The sequence below is a fragment of the Streptomyces sp. NPDC111628 genome (genome assembly GCF_055635195.1).
Genome location: NZ_JBVKBZ010000001.1, coordinates 875,024 through 891,515 on the forward strand (window position 1 = coordinate 875,024; position 16,492 = coordinate 891,515).

General features: G+C 72.1%; 16 protein-coding genes. 8 read left to right on the forward strand and 8 right to left on the reverse strand.

The genetic code is table 11. The features are described 5' to 3' along the window. Window positions 1-60 precede the first annotated feature (60 nt). Window positions 61-1,869: a restriction endonuclease gene (locus ACZ7MF_RS04400; protein ID WP_471474430.1), complete on the forward strand. Its 1,809-nt coding sequence runs from the start codon at window positions 61-63 to the stop codon at window positions 1,867-1,869. 22 nt (window positions 1,870-1,891) lie between these two features. On the opposite strand, the gene ACZ7MF_RS04405 is transcribed toward ACZ7MF_RS04400, so the two are convergent. Further along, a complete protein-coding gene (locus ACZ7MF_RS04405) occupies window positions 1,892-2,485 on the reverse strand; it encodes a DUF4291 domain-containing protein (protein WP_471474431.1) in 594 nt (197 codons plus the stop codon). A gap of 199 nt (window positions 2,486-2,684) precedes the next feature. Here ACZ7MF_RS04405 and msrA point away from each other — a divergent pair, with 199 nt between their 5' ends. Beyond that, complete coding sequence (gene msrA, locus ACZ7MF_RS04410; protein ID WP_471474432.1) at window positions 2,685-3,197, forward strand: peptide-methionine (S)-S-oxide reductase MsrA; 513 nt, start codon at window positions 2,685-2,687, stop codon at window positions 3,195-3,197. A gap of 60 nt (window positions 3,198-3,257) precedes the next feature. On the opposite strand, the gene ACZ7MF_RS04415 is transcribed toward msrA, so the two are convergent. Next, a complete protein-coding gene (locus ACZ7MF_RS04415) occupies window positions 3,258-4,376 on the reverse strand; it encodes a hypothetical protein (protein ID WP_471474434.1) in 1,119 nt (372 codons plus the stop codon). A gap of 96 nt (window positions 4,377-4,472) precedes the next feature. Between ACZ7MF_RS04415 and ACZ7MF_RS04420 the strand changes: the two genes are divergently transcribed. Continuing rightward, on the forward strand, window positions 4,473-5,627 hold the full coding sequence (locus tag ACZ7MF_RS04420) for a cystathionine gamma-synthase (protein WP_030870223.1): 1,155 nt from the start codon (window positions 4,473-4,475) through the stop codon (window positions 5,625-5,627). A 21-nt stretch (window positions 5,628-5,648) separates the two neighbouring features. Here ACZ7MF_RS04420 and ACZ7MF_RS04425 read toward each other — a convergent pair whose 3' ends face one another. From ACZ7MF_RS04425 to ACZ7MF_RS04435, 3 genes are all read right to left on the reverse strand, one after another. Beyond that, a complete protein-coding gene (locus tag ACZ7MF_RS04425) occupies window positions 5,649-5,906 on the reverse strand; it encodes a hypothetical protein (RefSeq protein WP_356860379.1) in 258 nt (85 codons plus the stop codon). A gap of 49 nt (window positions 5,907-5,955) precedes the next feature. Then, the gene (locus tag ACZ7MF_RS04430; protein ID WP_356860381.1) at window positions 5,956-6,462 is read right to left on the reverse strand and encodes a sigma factor-like helix-turn-helix DNA-binding protein; all 507 of its coding nucleotides are present in this window, start codon (window positions 6,460-6,462) and stop codon (window positions 5,956-5,958) included. A gap of 172 nt (window positions 6,463-6,634) precedes the next feature. Further along, the gene (locus ACZ7MF_RS04435) at window positions 6,635-7,141 is read right to left on the reverse strand and encodes a MarR family winged helix-turn-helix transcriptional regulator (RefSeq protein WP_471475191.1); all 507 of its coding nucleotides are present in this window, start codon (window positions 7,139-7,141) and stop codon (window positions 6,635-6,637) included. 163 nt (window positions 7,142-7,304) lie between these two features. Between ACZ7MF_RS04435 and ilvA the strand changes: the two genes are divergently transcribed. The 3 genes from ilvA to ACZ7MF_RS04450 all read left to right on the forward strand — a co-directional run bounded on the left by ilvA (window position 7,305) and on the right by ACZ7MF_RS04450 (window position 10,556). After that, window positions 7,305-8,534 carry a threonine ammonia-lyase gene (ilvA, locus tag ACZ7MF_RS04440; protein ID WP_471474435.1) on the forward strand — a complete coding sequence of 410 codons (1,230 nt, stop codon included), beginning with the start codon at window positions 7,305-7,307 and terminating at the stop codon, window positions 8,532-8,534. A 160-nt stretch (window positions 8,535-8,694) separates the two neighbouring features. Next, window positions 8,695-9,702: an ATP-binding cassette domain-containing protein gene (locus tag ACZ7MF_RS04445; protein WP_471474437.1), complete on the forward strand. Its 1,008-nt coding sequence runs from the start codon at window positions 8,695-8,697 to the stop codon at window positions 9,700-9,702. Beyond that, window positions 9,699-10,556, forward strand: a complete 858-nt coding sequence (locus ACZ7MF_RS04450; protein WP_471474438.1) for an ABC transporter permease — start codon at window positions 9,699-9,701, stop codon at window positions 10,554-10,556. The genes ACZ7MF_RS04445 and ACZ7MF_RS04450 overlap by 4 nt, the downstream gene beginning before the upstream one ends. Before the next feature lie 84 nt (window positions 10,557-10,640). On the opposite strand, the gene greA is transcribed toward ACZ7MF_RS04450, so the two are convergent. Together greA and ACZ7MF_RS04460 are read right to left on the reverse strand one after the other, a co-directional pair. Next, window positions 10,641-11,138, reverse strand: coding sequence for a transcription elongation factor GreA (gene greA / locus ACZ7MF_RS04455; RefSeq protein ID WP_471474439.1), 498 nt, complete (start codon window positions 11,136-11,138; stop codon window positions 10,641-10,643). A gap of 180 nt (window positions 11,139-11,318) precedes the next feature. Next, a complete protein-coding gene (locus tag ACZ7MF_RS04460; RefSeq protein ID WP_356860391.1) occupies window positions 11,319-11,717 on the reverse strand; it encodes a DUF4307 domain-containing protein in 399 nt (132 codons plus the stop codon). Between the two features lie 147 nt (window positions 11,718-11,864). Here ACZ7MF_RS04460 and mca point away from each other — a divergent pair, with 147 nt between their 5' ends. Both mca and ACZ7MF_RS04470 read left to right on the forward strand, forming a co-directional pair. Further along, the gene (gene mca, locus ACZ7MF_RS04465) at window positions 11,865-12,725 is read left to right on the forward strand and encodes a mycothiol conjugate amidase Mca (protein ID WP_356860505.1); all 861 of its coding nucleotides are present in this window, start codon (window positions 11,865-11,867) and stop codon (window positions 12,723-12,725) included. Further along, window positions 12,718-12,951, forward strand: coding sequence for a hypothetical protein (locus ACZ7MF_RS04470; RefSeq protein WP_356860393.1), 234 nt, complete (start codon window positions 12,718-12,720; stop codon window positions 12,949-12,951). The genes mca and ACZ7MF_RS04470 overlap by 8 nt, the downstream gene beginning before the upstream one ends. A 34-nt stretch (window positions 12,952-12,985) precedes the next feature. On the opposite strand, the gene ACZ7MF_RS04475 is transcribed toward ACZ7MF_RS04470, so the two are convergent. Further along, window positions 12,986-16,249: a tetratricopeptide repeat protein gene (locus ACZ7MF_RS04475; RefSeq protein ID WP_471474441.1), complete on the reverse strand. Its 3,264-nt coding sequence runs from the start codon at window positions 16,247-16,249 to the stop codon at window positions 12,986-12,988. Window positions 16,250-16,492 lie beyond the last annotated feature (243 nt).

A 16,492-nucleotide genomic window follows, 5' to 3' on the forward strand; every position in this document is an offset into this window, starting at 1 on the left:
AGTCGACCCGCTACAACTGGTTGTGGGGACAACCGGTGCTGGGGGGAGGGCTGACAACCCATGAGTCGTCGCACCACGGGGCCCTTCGGGGTCTGGGCCGAGATGCAGCGGCAGCGACAGCGCCAGCAGGAGGCCGAGGCGCGGCAGCACAGACAGGAGGCCCGGCAGGCGCGGGCCTACGAGCGGCGAGCCGCTCAGAGCTATCGCGGATACAAGCAGGCTGACGCGATCCGCCGCACCGAGGAGCTGGACGCACGGGTCGCCGCGCTCCAGGAACTGCTGGCCTCGGGGTGCCGGGCATCGGTCTTCCGGCCCTCCGCGCTCATGCGCGCCGAAGAGCTGCCGTCCCTGGCCGCGGTGATCGAAGGCGTCGGACGCCGGGAACCCGACGCCGTGGTCGAGTACTTCTCCGCGGCCCTCTACACCTCGACGGCCTGGCCCGAGGGGTTCCCGCGCCGGGTCGCCATGACCTACGACCCCGTGGCCCGGCAGCTGGTGGTGGACTGGGAGCTGCCCGCGGGCGATGTCGTCCCGCAGTCCAAGTACGTGCGGTACATGTACGCGGCCGACCAGTACCGGGAAACCCCCCGCCCGGTGGGACAGCGCAGGGCCCTCTACAAGGAAGTCATCGCTCAGTGCGTGCTGCTCGTGCTGCACGAACTGTTCGCCGCCGACGAGTCCGGCGCCCTGGAGTCGGTGGCCCTCAACGGCTTCGTCGACGGACACGACCCCACGACGGGCAGGCCGGACCGCATCTTCCTGGCCACCGTCATGGCCGAACGCTCCTCCTTCCGTGAACTGCATCTGGCCCAGGTGGACGCGGAGAGCTGCCTGGCCGACGCGCTGCGCGGGCAGGTGTCGGCCCGCCCGGACCAGCTCGTCGCGATCAGACCGGGCCGCCGGCCCGAGGAGGTCGGCCATCGCGTCGCCACCCACGGCGACGGCGAGGAACCCGATCTGTACGAGATGGACCCGATCGCCTTCGAGGGCCTCGTGGCCGAGCTGTTCGAGGCCATGGGGATGCGGGCGGTCACCACGCAGCGCTCCAACGACGGCGGGGTGGACGTCCACGCGCTGGACCCGACCCCGATCCGGGGCGGACAGATCGTCGTCCAGGTGAAGCGGTACCGCAGCACGGTGCCGCCCACCGCCGTCCGCGACCTGTACGGCACCGTGCAGGACGCCGGGGCGAACAAGGGCGTCCTCGTCACCACGTCGGGGTTCGGCCCCGGCTCGCACACCTTCGCCAACGGCAAGCCGCTGGAGCTGATCTCGGGGGCCGAACTCGTCGACCTGCTGCACCGCCACGGCCTGCGCGGCCGGCTGGGCGAGGGCGGCCGCCCGGGCGCCGCCCCGCCGCCCGCCCCGGACCCGTCGGTGCCCGACGACTACAACATCCTCGGCATGTCCTGGTCCGGGAGCGTCGCCCTGGACGTGTGCGCCCTGGTGTGCCGGGGCAACCGGATCCTGACCGACGACCACTTCGTCTTCTACAACAACCCGCGGACCCCGGACGGCTCCGTACGGACGCTGTCCGCCACCGCACCCGACAAGGCCGCGCTCTGTGCCTCGTTCGACACCCTGCCGGACGACGCCGACCGCCTCGTGCTGGTGGCCGCGGTCGACCCGGAGGTCAATCCGGACGCCGACCTGTCCGGTTTCACGGACGCGCGCATCCGCCTGCTCGACCCGGCGCGGACGGAACTGGGCCAACTCCAGGTCTCCGACGGCCGCCCGCACGAGACCGCCCTGGTCCTCGGCTCCTTCCGCCGCAGGTCCAACGGCGACTGGGACTTCGTCGTGGGCGGCAAGGGCTACTCGGGCGGCCTGGAGGAGCTACTGCGCGACTTCGGCGTCGAGGTCGACTGACGCGTCCACGACGAGAGCACCATCACGGCCGTAGGGTGCTCAGCAGTTCTTCCGCGGCGGGGTACGGCTGCTCCCGGGGCAGCAGGCGCCGCGCGGAGTCGAGGTCGTCGTCGCGTACGAGGCCGTGGATCTCGTGGGCGAGGGGAGTCACGTCGCGGATCCCGACCGTCCACTCGTCGGCGTACCGGCGTGCGGCCTCGCCGGACAGGCCGAGTTGCAGGGAGCGGTAGGGCAGGGGCTGGAGGCGCAGATCGCGTTCGGGGTCCCACTGGACGCGGGTGGGCGAGCGCTTCAGCTCGCGCTGCCAGGTGGCTCGGTCGGGGTGCACGCCGGGCTTGTAGCTCGACAGGCACGCGTTGCGCAGGGCCCACTCCAAGCCCTCGCGGTTGATCTCTACGGCCAGGACGGTCTCCTGGCCCTCCTTGGTGGCCCATCCGCAGCGGTACATCATCCACAGGAACGACGGCTTGATCCATGTCATCCTGTCCCGCTTCCACGCCGCGGGAAAACGGCCTTCGCGGGCGGCGGGGAGGCCGATCTCCGGGGCGTACGCCTGGTAGACGGTGACGGTGGACGCCGTGTGGGCCGCCCGAATCTCGCGCTGCGGTTCTTGCATGCCGTACAGCTTCGGTCGGCGGCCTCGGCCCGGGCCACCGGTTTTCGGCGGGGACGGCTGCGAACCGCCGGAGGGGGATCGAGCGGGCGTGGAATCGTCGGGGGGCCTCGTGTGTTGCACGCAGGGTGGGCATGGCAGGCCGGTCGCGTGCGGGCCGAGCAGCCCGAGTGACCGAGCCGAGAGACATTGGAGGGCCGCGATGGCTGCGCAGACACAGAGGGCCGTGCTGGCGGGCGGGTGCTTCTGGGGGATGGAGGAGCTGATCCGTCGGCTCCCGGGCGTGACCGCGACCCGGGTCGGATACACCGGGGGTGACGTGCCGAACGCGACGTACCGCAATCACGGCACGCACGCGGAGGCCATCGAAATCCTCTTCGACCCCGAGGCGACCGACTACCGCGCGCTCCTGGAGTTCTTCTTCCAGATCCACGACCCGAGCACCAGAAACCGCCAGGGCAACGACATCGGCCTCAGCTACCGCTCGGCGATCTACTACGTGGACGACGAGCAGAAGCGGATCGCCGAGGACACGATCGCGGACGTGGACGCCTCCGGACTGTGGCCCGGCAAGGTCGTCACCGAGGTGGAGCCGGTCGGCCCCTTCTGGGAGGCCGAGCCGGAGCACCAGGACTACCTGCAGCGTTACCCGGACGGGTACACCTGCCACTTCCCGCGCCCGGGATGGCGGCTGCCCGCCCGCAGCGAGGGCTGAGAAGCTCACCGAGAAGCGGTCCGGCCGGTTGCGGCCGGACCGTTCGTCGTGGGGCGGCGCTCAGTGCGGCAGCGTCGCCGGGCTGCCGCCGTTCGCCTCGTACCCCGCCACCGCGAGCGCGCGGTACACCGCGAACTCCGCCGCCGGGTCGGTGGACAGCGTCCAGGGCAGGGCGCCCACGTGGCCGTCTATGACCGTCAGCTGGTTCATGGCCTCGGCCCAGCGCTCCCCGCGGACCAGGAAGAACACCAGAAGGTGGCGGACGTGCGCCTGCATGGGGTCGTCCGGGCGGGCCGAGTGGACCGCGTGCAGGGCGCCGTGGACGGCCTTGGTGACGACCTCGCTCTGGTAGAAGCCGCTGACCAGATTGACCTCGGGCAGGTGCTCGAAGACCGCGAACAGCGGCATCGCCGCCAGCAGTGAGCCCCGCGGCGCACGGGCGGCCGCCGCCTCCGCGAAGGAGTACGCCAGCTCGCGCGAGCCGTGCCACTTCTCGCACCAGTACTGCAGGGCGGCCAGGTGCGCACCCATGTGGTTGGGGGCGCGGTCCAGGATCTTCAGCCAGAGCTGCTCGAACTCCTCGCGTGAGTAGCCGAGGCCGCGGGCCACCGACAGCTCGACGATGTACGGGATCGGGTCCCCGGGGGCGAGGAGGGCCGCCTCGCCGCAGGCCGCCTTCGCCTCCTCCATGATGATCCGGAAGTCGTCCGAGCCCGGCGTCGACGTCCGCCACGCCTGCTGCACCAGGAACTCGGCGTGCACCGCCGCGCCTCCCGCGTCCTTGGGCGCCTCGGCCCGCCACACCCGCAGCCACTGCCCGCCCGGCGTCTCCCCGACACCGCCGGGCCGCTGCCGCAGCTCCAGCGAGGCGGCACCCGCGAAGGCCTGCACGCGCTGCCAGCGACGCTCGCCCGCCGCCTCCGTGCCGGCGAGGAGCTGCATCGCCCCCCGGTAGTCCTGGGTGCGCTGCACCAGGTCCAGGACGTCCAGCAGGTCCTGGTCGGGCCCCGGCATCCGGATGTCCAGCTCCTCCTCGCGGGCGAAGCCGTAGTTCGCGGGGTCGGCGGCGTCCGGGTGGCCGGGCTCGACCAGGCCGACCGCGCCGCGCCGGCGCCGCGAGATTTGGAGCAGCACGAAGCCGAGCATGACCAGTGCCATCAGGACCCAGAGAATCTCCATGTCTCAAGCGAACCAGACGCCGCCGACAATTGGCCAACCCGTCCCCCGCCCTGTGGAAAACGCGCGAAGCGTTCCGCACGGCTACCCTCGGTGCCCATGAGCGACAGGCACATCAGTCAGCACTTCGAGACGCTCGCGATCCACGCGGGCAACACCGCCGATCCCCTGACGGGCGCGGTCGTCCCGCCGATCTATCAGGTGTCGACCTACAAGCAGGACGGCGTCGGCGGGTTGCGGGGCGGCTACGAGTACAGCCGCAGCGCCAACCCGACCCGCACGGCGCTGGAGGAGAACCTCGCCGCCCTGGAGGGCGGCCGTCGCGGCCTCGCGTTCGCGTCCGGCCTGGCGGCCGAGGACTGCCTGTTGCGTACGCTGCTGCGCCCCGGCGACCACGTGGTGATCCCGAACGACGCGTACGGCGGCACCTTCCGCCTCTTCGCGAAGGTCGCCACCCGGTGGGGCGTGGAGTGGTCCGTGGCCGACACGAGCGACGCCGCCGCCGTGCGGGCCGCCCTCACCCCGAAGACCAAGGCGGTGTGGGTCGAGACGCCCTCCAACCCGCTGCTCGGCATCACCGACATCGCGCAGGTCGCCCAGGTGGCCCGGGACGCCGGCGCCCGGCTCGTCGTCGACAACACCTTCGCCACTCCGTACCTCCAGCAGCCGCTGGCCCTCGGCGCCGACGTCGTCGTGCACTCGCTGACCAAGTACATGGGCGGGCACTCGGACGTGGTCGGCGGCGCGCTGATCGTGGGCGACCAGGAGCTGGGCGAGGAGCTGGCGTTCCACCAGAACGCGATGGGCGCGGTCGCCGGGCCCTTCGACTCCTGGCTGGTGCTGCGCGGCACCAAGACCCTCGCGGTGCGCATGGACCGGCACAGTGAGAACGCGACCAAGGTCGCCGACATGCTCTCCCGGCACGCGCGCGTGACGAGCGTGCTGTACCCGGGCCTGCCCGAGCACCCGGGGCACGAGGTCGCCGCCAAGCAGATGAAGGCGTTCGGCGGCATGGTGTCGTTCCGCGTCGAGGGCGGTGAGCAGGCCGCCGTCGAGGTGTGCAACCGCGCGAAGGTCTTCACGCTCGGCGAGTCCCTCGGCGGCGTCGAGTCGCTGATCGAGCACCCGGGCCGGATGACGCACGCCTCCGCGGCGGGCTCCGCCCTGGAGGTGCCCGCCGACCTGGTGCGGCTGTCGGTCGGCATCGAGAACGCCGACGACCTGCTGGCCGACCTCCAGCAGGCGCTGGGCTAGGGCGGCCCCGAGGGGCGGGGCTCACCAGCCCTCCCAGCCGGTCACGGGAGGGGTCGTCTCCGAGGGCGGCTCCACCCAGGGCTGCACGGTCAGCGCCCACACCGTGAACGCCACGGCCGCGGCGCCCAGCAGCAGCCACATCAGGCGGCGGGCGGCGGTCCTGCGCCGCAGCATGCGGGCGCCTCGGCGGACGGCCTCCGCGTAGAGGTCGGGCGGCACGCGCGGGGGCGACTGCTCCATGATCTGCCGTGCGGCGGCCTCGCGCCGGGGGCGGTTCACCGGCGGCACCTCCCCGGGCGCCACGCGCGCGTGCCGGTCGCCGGGTCCGTCATGGCGTCGCCGCCTTCGCGTCCGCAGTGACCGGGCGGGCGGGTGACGGCGGTGGGCGCAGCAGCGCGGCGGTCGCCCGGTCGCAGATCGTCCGTACCCGCTCCACGGGCAGGCCCAGCAGCGCGGCCGTCTGCTCCTCGGCGACGCCCTCGTACAGCCTCAGCACCAGGAGCAGGCGTTCCTGCGGGGCGAGCCCGCCCAGGGGGCCGGCGGGGCGCCGGCGGGCCCGGCCGAGAACGCCGTACCGGTGCCAGGCCTCACGGGCGAAGCGGGTGGCCAGGTGCTGGCGGGCGCGGTCGTACGGGTCCTCCCCGTGCAGCCGGTCCCAGTCCGCGTACGTGTGGGCCAGGCTCAGGGCCAGCAGCCGCCGCGCGCGCGGGTTGGCGTCCGGGGCCTCGGCGGTGAGCAGCGTGGCGGCGTGCAGAAGCCGCCCGGCCGCACCCGCGACGAACGCCTCGAACTCGCGGGCCCGGCGGGCATTTCGGGACGCATGCCGTTCTCGCACCGCGCCTCCCGCCCAGACGGCGACGACCCCTGAGGTCTCATATCAGGCCAGGGGCGGGCCGCCGGTCAAGAGTTCGGTGCGAACCCCGTTCCGGAAAGCTCCGGAAGAATCTGGATGGCTCTGGAAGGCTCCGGAGAGTTTGGAAAGCTCCGGAAACGACGGGAAGGGTCGTTCAGGAGCCCGAGGACGCGTCGGTGGGCGACACGCCGGACGGGGCCATACGGGCGGACAGGGCGCCGTTGAAGCGCGCGAGGAGCGCGCAGAACGTCTCGCGCTCCTGCGGCGCCCAGTCGTGGGTCAGCTCGGCCATGAGCTGACGCCGGGAGGAGCGGACCTCCTCCAGCCGCGCCACGCCGCGCGGCGACAGCTGGAGGACCACCGCGCGTCCGTCCTCGGGGTGCGAGGTCCGCTTGACGAGTCCGGTGTCGACGAGCGGGGCCACCTGCCGGGTGACCGTCGAGGAGTCGATCCCCATGCTCGCGGCGAGCGCCTTCACGCCCATCGGGCCCTCTTTGTCGAGGCGGTTGAGCAGCAGGTAGGCGGCGCGGTCCATGGAGTTGCGCACCTGCCCGACCCCGCCGAGCCGGGTCTGTTCGGCACGTCGGGCGAAGAGCGCGACCTCGTGCTGGAGCGTCTCGAGAAGACCGGTGTCACCGGCGGTCGTCATGTCCATCGACATTTCAGGTGTTGTGGGCATGGCCGGGGGCTCACTTCGTGGAGGGCTGCTAATTGGGGGACAGGGTACGCGGCCGGGCGGCAGGGCGTACCGGCGCTGGGCAAAGCGGGTCTCGGAGGTTGGTCACAACGGCGCACGGCGCCCGTGAACTGCGATGCTGGAGGCTATGAGCTACAGCACGGCGTCCCGCGTCGCTCCCGTCACCCTCGACGACGTGCGCGGAGCCCAGAAGATGCTCTCGGGCGTGGCGCGGGTGACGGCCATGGAGGGCAGCAGGCACCTCTCCCAGCTGGTCGGCTCGCCGGTGCACCTCAAGTGCGAGAACCTCCAGCGGACGGGCTCGTTCAAGCTGCGCGGCGCCTACGTGCGGATCGCCGGGCTGCTCCCCGAGCAGCGGGCCGCGGGCGTGGTCGCGGCGAGCGCGGGCAACCACGCGCAGGGCGTCGCGCTGGCCTCGTCGCTGCTCGGTGTGCGCTCGACGGTATTCATGCCGCAGGGGGCGCCGCTGCCGAAGATCAGCGCGACCCGGGACTACGGCGCCGAGGTGCGGCTGCACGGCCAGGTGGTGGACGAGACGCTGGCCGCCGCGCAGGAGTACGCGGAGCGGACCGGCGCGGTCTTCATCCACCCCTTCGACCACCCCGACGTCATCGCGGGCCAGGGCACGGTCGGGCTGGAGATCCTGGAGCAGTGCCCCGAGGTGCGGACCGTCGTGGTCGGCATCGGCGGGGGCGGGCTGGCGGCCGGGATCGCGGTCGCGGTGAAGGCGCTGCGGCCGGACGTGCGGATCGTCGGCGTGCAGGCTCAGGGCGCGGCCGCCTACCCGCCCTCGCTGGCCGCCGGGCGCCCGGTCGCCGTCGAGAACCCGGCGACGATGGCCGACGGGATCAAGGTGGGGCGGCCCGGCGACGTGCCGTTCGGGATCGTCGGCGAGCTGGTCGACGAGGTCCGCACGGTCTCCGAGGACGAGCTGTCCACCGCTCTGCTGCTGTGCCTGGAGCGGGCAAAGCTGGTCGTGGAACCGGCCGGGGCGAGCCCGGTGGCGGCGCTGCTGAGCGCGCCGGGCTCCTTCGAGGGGCCGGTGGTGGCGGTCCTGTCCGGCGGCAACGTGGACCCGGTGCTGATGCAGGGCGTGCTGCGGCACGGCATGGCCGCGCAGGGCCGCTACCTGGCGGTCCGGCTGCGGCTGACGGACCGGCCCGGCGCCCTGGCCACGCTGCTCGGGGTGTTGTCAGTGGTCGACGCTAACGTCCTCGATGTGAGCCACGTCCGAACCCATCCGCGGCTCGGGCTCACGGAGGCGGAGGTCGAACTGCACCTGGAGACGAAGGGCCCGGAGCACTGCACCGAGGTCGGCCGCGCGCTGCGGGAAGCGGGATACACCGTCATCGCCTGAGCCCGAACAGGGCGGCGGCAGCCACTTCGTCACTCGTTCGAGCAACTGCATTGTGAGACGCGATACATCGCGTTATGGTGTGTCGTAAATCGCTCGCTGAGCGCGGCGAAACGTACAAACCTAGGCTTTCCGAAGAATCCCCGACGACGTGGAGACTCATATGCCAGGCGCCATCTATGCCGAAGGCCTGGTCAAGACCTTCGGTGACGTAAGGGCTCTGGACGGCGTCGACCTCGACGTTCCCGAGGGCACGGTCCTGGGCCTGCTCGGGCCGAACGGCGCAGGCAAGACCACCGCCGTCCGCTGCCTCACGACCCTGCTGCGCCCCGACAGCGGCAAGGCGGTCGTCGCGGGCATCGACGTCCTCAGGCAACCCAACGAGGTACGCCGCTCCATCGGCCTCTCCGGCCAGTTCGCCGCGGTCGACGAGTACCTGACCGGCCGGGAGAACCTGCAAATGGTCGGCCAGCTCTACCAGATGAAGGGCAGGGCCGCGAAGGCACGGGCCACCGAGCTGCTCGACCAGTTCCACCTCTCGGACGCCGCCGACCGTCCCACCAAGACGTACTCGGGAGGCATGCGCCGCCGGCTCGACCTGGCGGCCGCCCTGGTCGTCTCCCCGCCCGTCATGTTCATGGACGAACCCACGACCGGCCTCGACCCCCGCAACCGGCAGGAGCTGTGGGAGGTCATCAAACAGTTGGTCGCGGGCGGTACGACCCTCCTGCTCACCACGCAGTATTTGGAGGAGGCCGACCACCTCGCGCACGACATCGCGGTCGTCGACCACGGCCGCGTCATCGCCCGGGGCACTTCCGACCAGCTCAAGGCCCGCACCGGGGGAGAGCGCGTCGAGGTCGTGGTCCACGAGCGCGGCCGCATAGCGACGGCCTCCGAGGTGCTCGCCGGCTTCGGCAAGGGCCCGACCACCGTCGAGGAGCACACCCGCAAGCTGACCGTCCCCGTCACCGGCGGCGCGAAGCTGCTCGCCGAGGTCATCCGCGAGCTCGACGTCCGTGGCATCGAGATCGACGACATCGGCCTGCGCCGCCCCACCCTCGACGACGTCTTCCTCTCCCTCACCGGCCACGTGGCCGAGGTGGAGGACGAGACGAACGGCTCGGCGGAGGACGCCGACCACGAGCAGGAGAAGGAGACCGCCAAGTGAGCGCCGCCACCGACGCCGCGCCGGTCACGGCACCCGGCAACCCCATCGGCCAGTCCGTCCGGGACTCGCTGGTCATCGCCCGCAGAAACCTGATCCGGATGACCCGGATCCCGGAGATGGTCCTGTTCGGGATCATCCAGCCGGTGATGTTCGTGGTCCTCTTCACCTACGTCTTCGGCGGCTCGATGAAGATCGGGAACACCACCGACGCGGGCGTCTACAAGGACTTCCTGATGGCGGGCATCTTCGCGCAGACCGTCACCTTCGCCACCGCGGGATCGGCGGCCGGAATCGCCGACGACATGCAGAAGGGGCTCGTCGACCGCTTCCGCTCCCTGCCGATGGCCCGCGGCGCGGTCCTCACCGGCCGCACCGTCGCCGACCTCGTACAGACGGCCGTCACCCTGCTCATCCTCGCGATAGTCGCGCTGATCGTGGGCTGGCGCACCGGCTCCGCCGACCCGACCAGCGCCGGCGAGATCCTGGCCGGATTCGCGCTGCTGCTGCTCCTGGGCTACGCCTTCACCTGGATCGGGGCGCTGATCGGTCTGTCCGTGCGCACCCCGGAGGCGGCGACCTCCGGAGGGATCATCTGGCTGTTCCCGGTGACGTTCATCTCGAACGCCTTCGTCGACTCCAGCCAGATGACGCCCTGGCTCCGGCACATCGCCGAGTGGAATCCGTTCAGTGCCACGGTGCAGGCCTGCCGCGAGCTGTTCGGCAACCCCGGCGTCGTGCAGTCCGACGCCTGGCCCATGCAGCATCCCGTCTGGGCCTCGGTGATCTGGTCCGTCCTGATCATCGCGCTCTTCCGGACGCTGGCGGTGCGCAAGTACCGCTCTGCGGCCAGCTGACGACGGGGCGGCAAGACGGCAGGCAGACGACGAGCCCCCGGCGTCACGGGGACGACGGGGGCTCGTTGACCGGAGTGCGGCCGGTCAGCCGTTGTACGGCTCGGCCTTGAGGATCTTCACCGAGGCCGGCTTGCCGTTGGGCAGCTCGTACTGCGCGTCGTCGCCGACCTTGTGGCCGAGGACGCCGGAGCCGAGCGGAGACTGCGGAGAGTACGTCTCGATGTCCGAGCTCGCGTACTCGCGGGAGGCGAGAAGGAAGGTCAGCGTGTCGTCCTCGTCGCCGTCGAAGGCGATCGTGACGACCATGCCGGGCGCCACGACGCCGTCGGCGGCCGGGGCCTCGCCCACCTTGGCGCTCTCGAGCAACTGGGTCAGCTGGCGCACGCGGAGCTCCTGCTTGCCCTGCTCCTCCTTCGCCGCGTGGTACCCGCCGTTCTCACGCAGGTCCCCCTCCTCGCGAGCCGCGGCGATCTTGGCAGAGATCTCGGTGCGCGCAGGACCAGTAAGGTGTTCAAGCTCCTCCTTGAGCTTGTTGTACGCCTCCTGGGTCAGCCAGGTGACGTTCTCGCTGGTCTGGGTCACGGGTGCTCCTCGTTGGTACTGGGAATACAAATCAACGCCCTACCCAGAAGGATGTTCCTTCACGGAAGGGCGAAACCACGAGCCTAACAATTCAGTGGCCAAAGGGGGAGGACATAAGCCACCAGATTCCTGTCACCGCAGGTCAGGTGGCCTGCATTGGCGCCAGCGGGGCCCGCTCGGTCACTCCGGATGGCAGCCGAGCAGCTCGGCCGTCGTCCCGGCGGTCTTGGTCCGCAGCGTGACGACCTTGTCGATGCGGGTGTCGTCCCCGTCGAAGCGGAAGTCGGCCCGGCCCACCTCGTCGCCGTCCTCCGCCTGGGAGCGCACCGTGCAGTAGCCGGTGACGCCGGCGTCCTTGCGGACCTCCAGGTGCACCTGCACCGAGTCCTCGGCGAGCTCGAAGCCGATCACCTCACCGCTGATCTTGTTCTGACCGACGTAGTGGTAGCCGAACCAGCCGATCAGCGCGAGCAGGAGCGCGCCGAGCACGGCGCCGACGATCTTGAGCGTGCGGTCGGCCTGCTCGTCCGAGGAGCGGCCGTAGCGGCCCTGAGGAGTCCGCGTGCTCGCCGTGCTCATGATCGTCCTCTCCGTGGGAGCGGGGCTTCCCGGGCCCCGGAATTATTCCGCTCCCGATTCGGTCACTATAGAAGCCTGTGATTGCGCCGCTGCACGCCGGGGCGCCGACTGACCGAGGATTGAGTCTTGACTGACCAGCTGCGACTGATGGCCGTTCACGCCCACCCCGACGACGAGTCGAGCAAGGGCGCGGCCACCATGGCGAAGTACGTGTCCGAGGGGGTGGACGTGCTGGTGGTGACCTGCACGGGCGGGGAGCGCGGCTCCATCCTCAACCCGAAGCTCCAGGGGGACGCGTACATTGAGGAGAACATCCACGAGGTGCGCAAGAAGGAGATGGACGAGGCCCGGGAGATCCTGGGCGTGGGGCAGGAGTGGCTCGGCTTCGTCGACTCCGGGCTGCCCGAGGGCGACCCGCTGCCGCCGCTGCCGGAGGGCTGCTTCGCCCTGGAGGACGTCGACAAGGCGGCCGGTGAGCTGGTGCGGAAGATCCGCTCCTTCCGGCCCCAGGTGATCACCACCTACGACGAGAACGGCGGCTACCCGCACCCCGACCACATCATGACCCACAAGATCACGATGGTGGCGTTCGAGGGCGCGGCGGACACCGAGAAGTACCCGGAGGGCGAGTACGGACCGGCGTACCAGCCGCTGAAGGTCTACTACAACCAGGGCTTCAACCGGCCCCGCACCGAGGCGCTGCACCACGCGCTGCTGGACCGCGGCCTGGAGTCGCCCTACGAGGACTGGCTCAAGCGCTGGTCGGAGTTCGAGCGCAAGGAGCGCACCCTCACCACGCACGTGCCCTGCGCGGACTTCTTCGAGACCCGTGACAAGGCGCTGATCGCGCACGCCACGCAGATCGACCCCGAGGGGGGCTGGTTCCGGGTGCCGATGGAGATCCAGAAGGAGGTCTGGCCCACCGAGGAGTACGAGCTGGCCAAGTCCCTCGTGGAAACCTCCCTCCCCGAGGACGACCTCTTCGCGGGCATCCGCGACAATGCCTGACATGAGTGCAAGCGCAAGCCTGGCAATGACGCACCTCGTCACCCTCGCCGAGCTCGACGAGGACAAGGTCACCCCCGGTGTCCTCGGGTTCATCGTGTTCGCGGTGATGGCCCTGGCGGTGTGGGGTCTGATGAAGTCCATGAACCGGCACATGGGCAAGGTGGACTTCAAGGAGCCGGCGGAGCAGGACGCCTCCGGCCCCGAGGCGAAGCCCCAGCGGGGCTGACCCCGGACAGGCACTGGGGCGGGCGGCCCCGGCCTCAGGCCGTGACCGCCACGCCCATCACCTCCCGCGCCTGGCGGCCGGGGACCATGCCCAGGCGCCAGGCCTGCCAGCCCGCCTCCAGCTGTACGCCGCGCTCCAGCAGGAGCTGGTAGGCGTCCAGGTAGTCGTCCAGCTTGGAGTCGCGGGCGGGATGGCGGGCGCGGGACAGCTGGGCCAGCTCCTCCTGCGCCACCGCCGTGCCGATCTCGATCCCGCCCGGGGCGGCGTAGGGCAGCAGCGTGCAGCGCAGGAAGCGGGCCCAGTCCTCGCCGCGCCGGTCGCCGTACCCGGCGAAGAGGGCGGCGGCCTCGTCGCACAGGGCCAGCGCCTGCGGCGTACGCGCGTTGCCCGCGTCCACGACCGCCAGCTCCAGGCACGTCCACGCCTCGCCGTGCCCGACGCCGATGCGCTGGAAGTCGGCGCGCGCGTCGACCAGGAGCTGGCGGGCGAAGCCCGAGTTGCGCAGGGAGCCGGTCTGGGCGGCCCGCTGGTCCCGGGTGACGCGGGCCGAGTGGTGCCGGGCGCAGGCCAGGCCGTACACGTCCCGCATCCGGGAGAACATCGTGCGGGAGCGTTCCAGTGCGCGCACCGACTGGTCCAGGGCGCCCGTCTCCTCCAGTGCCTGGCCCAGGTAGTAGATGGTCCACGCCTTGCCGCGCGCGTCTTCGTTCTCCCGGTGCCGGGTCTCCGCCCGTCGCAGCCCCTCCACCGCCGCGGACACGTCCCCGTCCACCAGCCGGGCCCGCGCCAGCTGGGTCAGGGCCCAGGCCTCGCCGCGGGCGTCCTGGGTGCGCCCGTACAGGTCCAGGGCCGCCCGCAGATCCGACTCGGCCCCGGGTACGTCGCCCATGCGCAGGTGCAGCTGGCCGAGCTGGAAGTGGGCCCACGCCTGGCCGTGCACCGACTCGCCCGCCCGGTGCAGCACCAGTGACTCGGTGAGCAGCTCCAGCGCCTCGCCCAGCCGGGCCCGGTCGCGCTGCACCGCCGCCAGCGCGTGCAGCGTCCACGCCCGGTCCGTGGCCAGCTCCGGCGCGGCCTGGAGGTCCAGCGCCTCCTGGAGCTTGGCCGCCGCGTCGGTCAGGTTCCCCTGGTGGTGCAGCGTGATCCCCAGCGAGCACAGGGCCCGCGCCGCACCGGCGTCGTGGTGGGCGTCCCGGTACAGGTCGACCACGGAGGCCAGCGTCGTACGCGCCTTGTCCAGCTCGCCCAGCTGCCGGGCCGCGATACCGGTGCGCCACTGCACCGAGCGCACCAGCAGCCCCTGGTCCACGGACTGCGCCAGCTCGCTGATCTCACCCAGCCGGTACAGGTCGCCGCGCAGCAGGCAGTAGTCGCACAGCGCGCCCAGCAGGTTCAGCACCGTGCCCTGGTCGACGCCCTCCGCGTGCCGCAGCGCCGCCGTGATGAAGCTCGACTCGTCGTCCAGCCAGCGCAGCGCCTCGTCCAGGGACGTGAAGCCGTACTGCCCGAACTGGTTGGAGCGGGTCGACATGTTGCCGTCCACCAGGCGCAGCACGGAGTCGGCCAGCTCGGCGTAGTTGGCGATGAGCCGTTCCTGCGCGGCCGTCCGCTCACCGGGCTCCTCCTCGTCGGCGAGGCGGGCACGGGCGAAGGCGCGCACCACGTCGTGCAGGCGGTAGCGGCTGCCCCGGACGTGGTCGATCAGTCCCGCCCGCGACAGCGCCGCGAGCTGCCGCTCGGCCTCCGTCTCGTCCGTGGCCAGCAGCGCGGCGGCGGCCGCGGCACCCAGCGAGGTGCGCCCCGCCAGCGCCAGCCGGCGCAGCAGCCGACGGGCCGGCTCCGACTGGTCGGTGTAGCGCAGCCACAGCGCCCGCTCGACCGGCTCCACCGGGCCGTAGGCGGCCAGGTCGGTCGCCAGCGCGCGCGGCGAGCGCGGGCCAAGCGACGACCCGGCGACCCGCAGCGCCAGCGGCAGCCCGCCGCACAGCTGCCGGATCTGCTCGCTCGACTCGGCGTCGTACGGCCCCGACGCGTCCTCGGCGGCGGCGCCCAGCAGCTCCTCCGCGCCCGCCGAGTCCAGCGCCTCCACGGGCAGGTCGTACACCCGGGCGGGCAGGTCGGGCGGGAGCCGCAGCGCCTGGCGCGCGGTGACCAGCACCAGGCTGTCCGACCGCTCCGGCACCAGTGTGCGCACCTGCTCGGGGTCCGAGGCGTCGTCGAGGACGACGGTGACCGGGACGCCCGTCAGATGCTGGTGGTACAGCTCGCTGAGCCGCTTGACCTGCTGGTCCGCGGAGGAGCGCTCCCGGAACAGCAGCTGCTCGCGCGGCGCCCCGAGCCGGTTCAGCAGGTGCAGCAGGGCGTCCCGGGTGCTCAGCGGCGACTCTCCGCCCTCCACGGAGCCGTCCGATCCCGGTCCGCCGGGCCCGGCGCCGCCCGGTCCGGAGCCGGCCGCCGCGGACCCGGCCCCGCGCAGATCGACCAGGCAGGCCCCGCGGAAGTAGTCCCGCAGCTCGTGGACGGCCCGGACCGCAAGCGTCGTACGGCCGCTGCCGGGCGCCCCGTGCAGCACCACCACCGTCGGCTTGGTCTCCGTGCTCGCGCGGGCCGCCTGCACCCACTGCCGCAGCCGCGCCATCTCCGCCCGCCGGCCCGCGAACGCGCCCTCCGGTTCGGGCAGTTGCCCGAACGACTGCTCCAGCGCGCTGCGTCCCCGGGCGGCCGCGCTCTTGTCGGCACCCCGCAGCTTCGGCCCGGTCTTGGCCGGTCCGGTGGACGCGGCGAGCATCCGCTGCTGGTCCAGGAACGGCCGGATGCCGCGCACCTCCAACGCGGTGAGCCACTGCAGCCGCAGCTGCTCGGGCCCGCCGGGCTGGCTGACCGCCCCGGCCCGGTGGTGGGCGGCCGGCACATGGGCACCGACCACCTTCACCACGGTCGCCGCCGCGCCGACGACCCCGACCGTCACGCCCGCGCCCACCGCGGTGCCGGTGCCGGTGCCCAGCGCCACGTCGGCCACCACCGCGGCGACCGCGGCCACGGCGGCCACCAGCAGGGGAGTGCCGGCGCCCTCACGGGCGTAGCGCTGGCGGAAGGTGAGCTGCCCGGCCGCCGCCTCGTCGAGGGCGTGGGTGTAGGCCGAGTACTCCTCGCCGGCCCTCCCCGCCATCGCGTCCAGCGCCGCTCGGGCCCGGGAGAGCAGTACGTTCCCGTCCGTGCGTCCGCCCGAACGTCGTACCTCCTCCTCCACGGCCCGCCTGAGCAGCCCTTCGGCCTCCGCCCGATGACTGTCCCGCATGTCGCGCCCCCTCCGGCGGCATCGGTGTCCTGCCGGGTCGCCCCGGGCGCCCCGGTGGCCCCAAGCGTCCCAGGGGCCCTTCCGGCCCATCCCCGGGTCCTTCCCCGGTTGTGCGTAGGTCAAGTGTCCTGCGACGAGGAGAACCTGGGGAGGGGTGGACCGCACCGGCCGGGAAAATCGACGAATTCCGCTCTTGACCCCGGTGACCGCAGCCACTAATTTGCGTGGGAAGCAGACCCATGA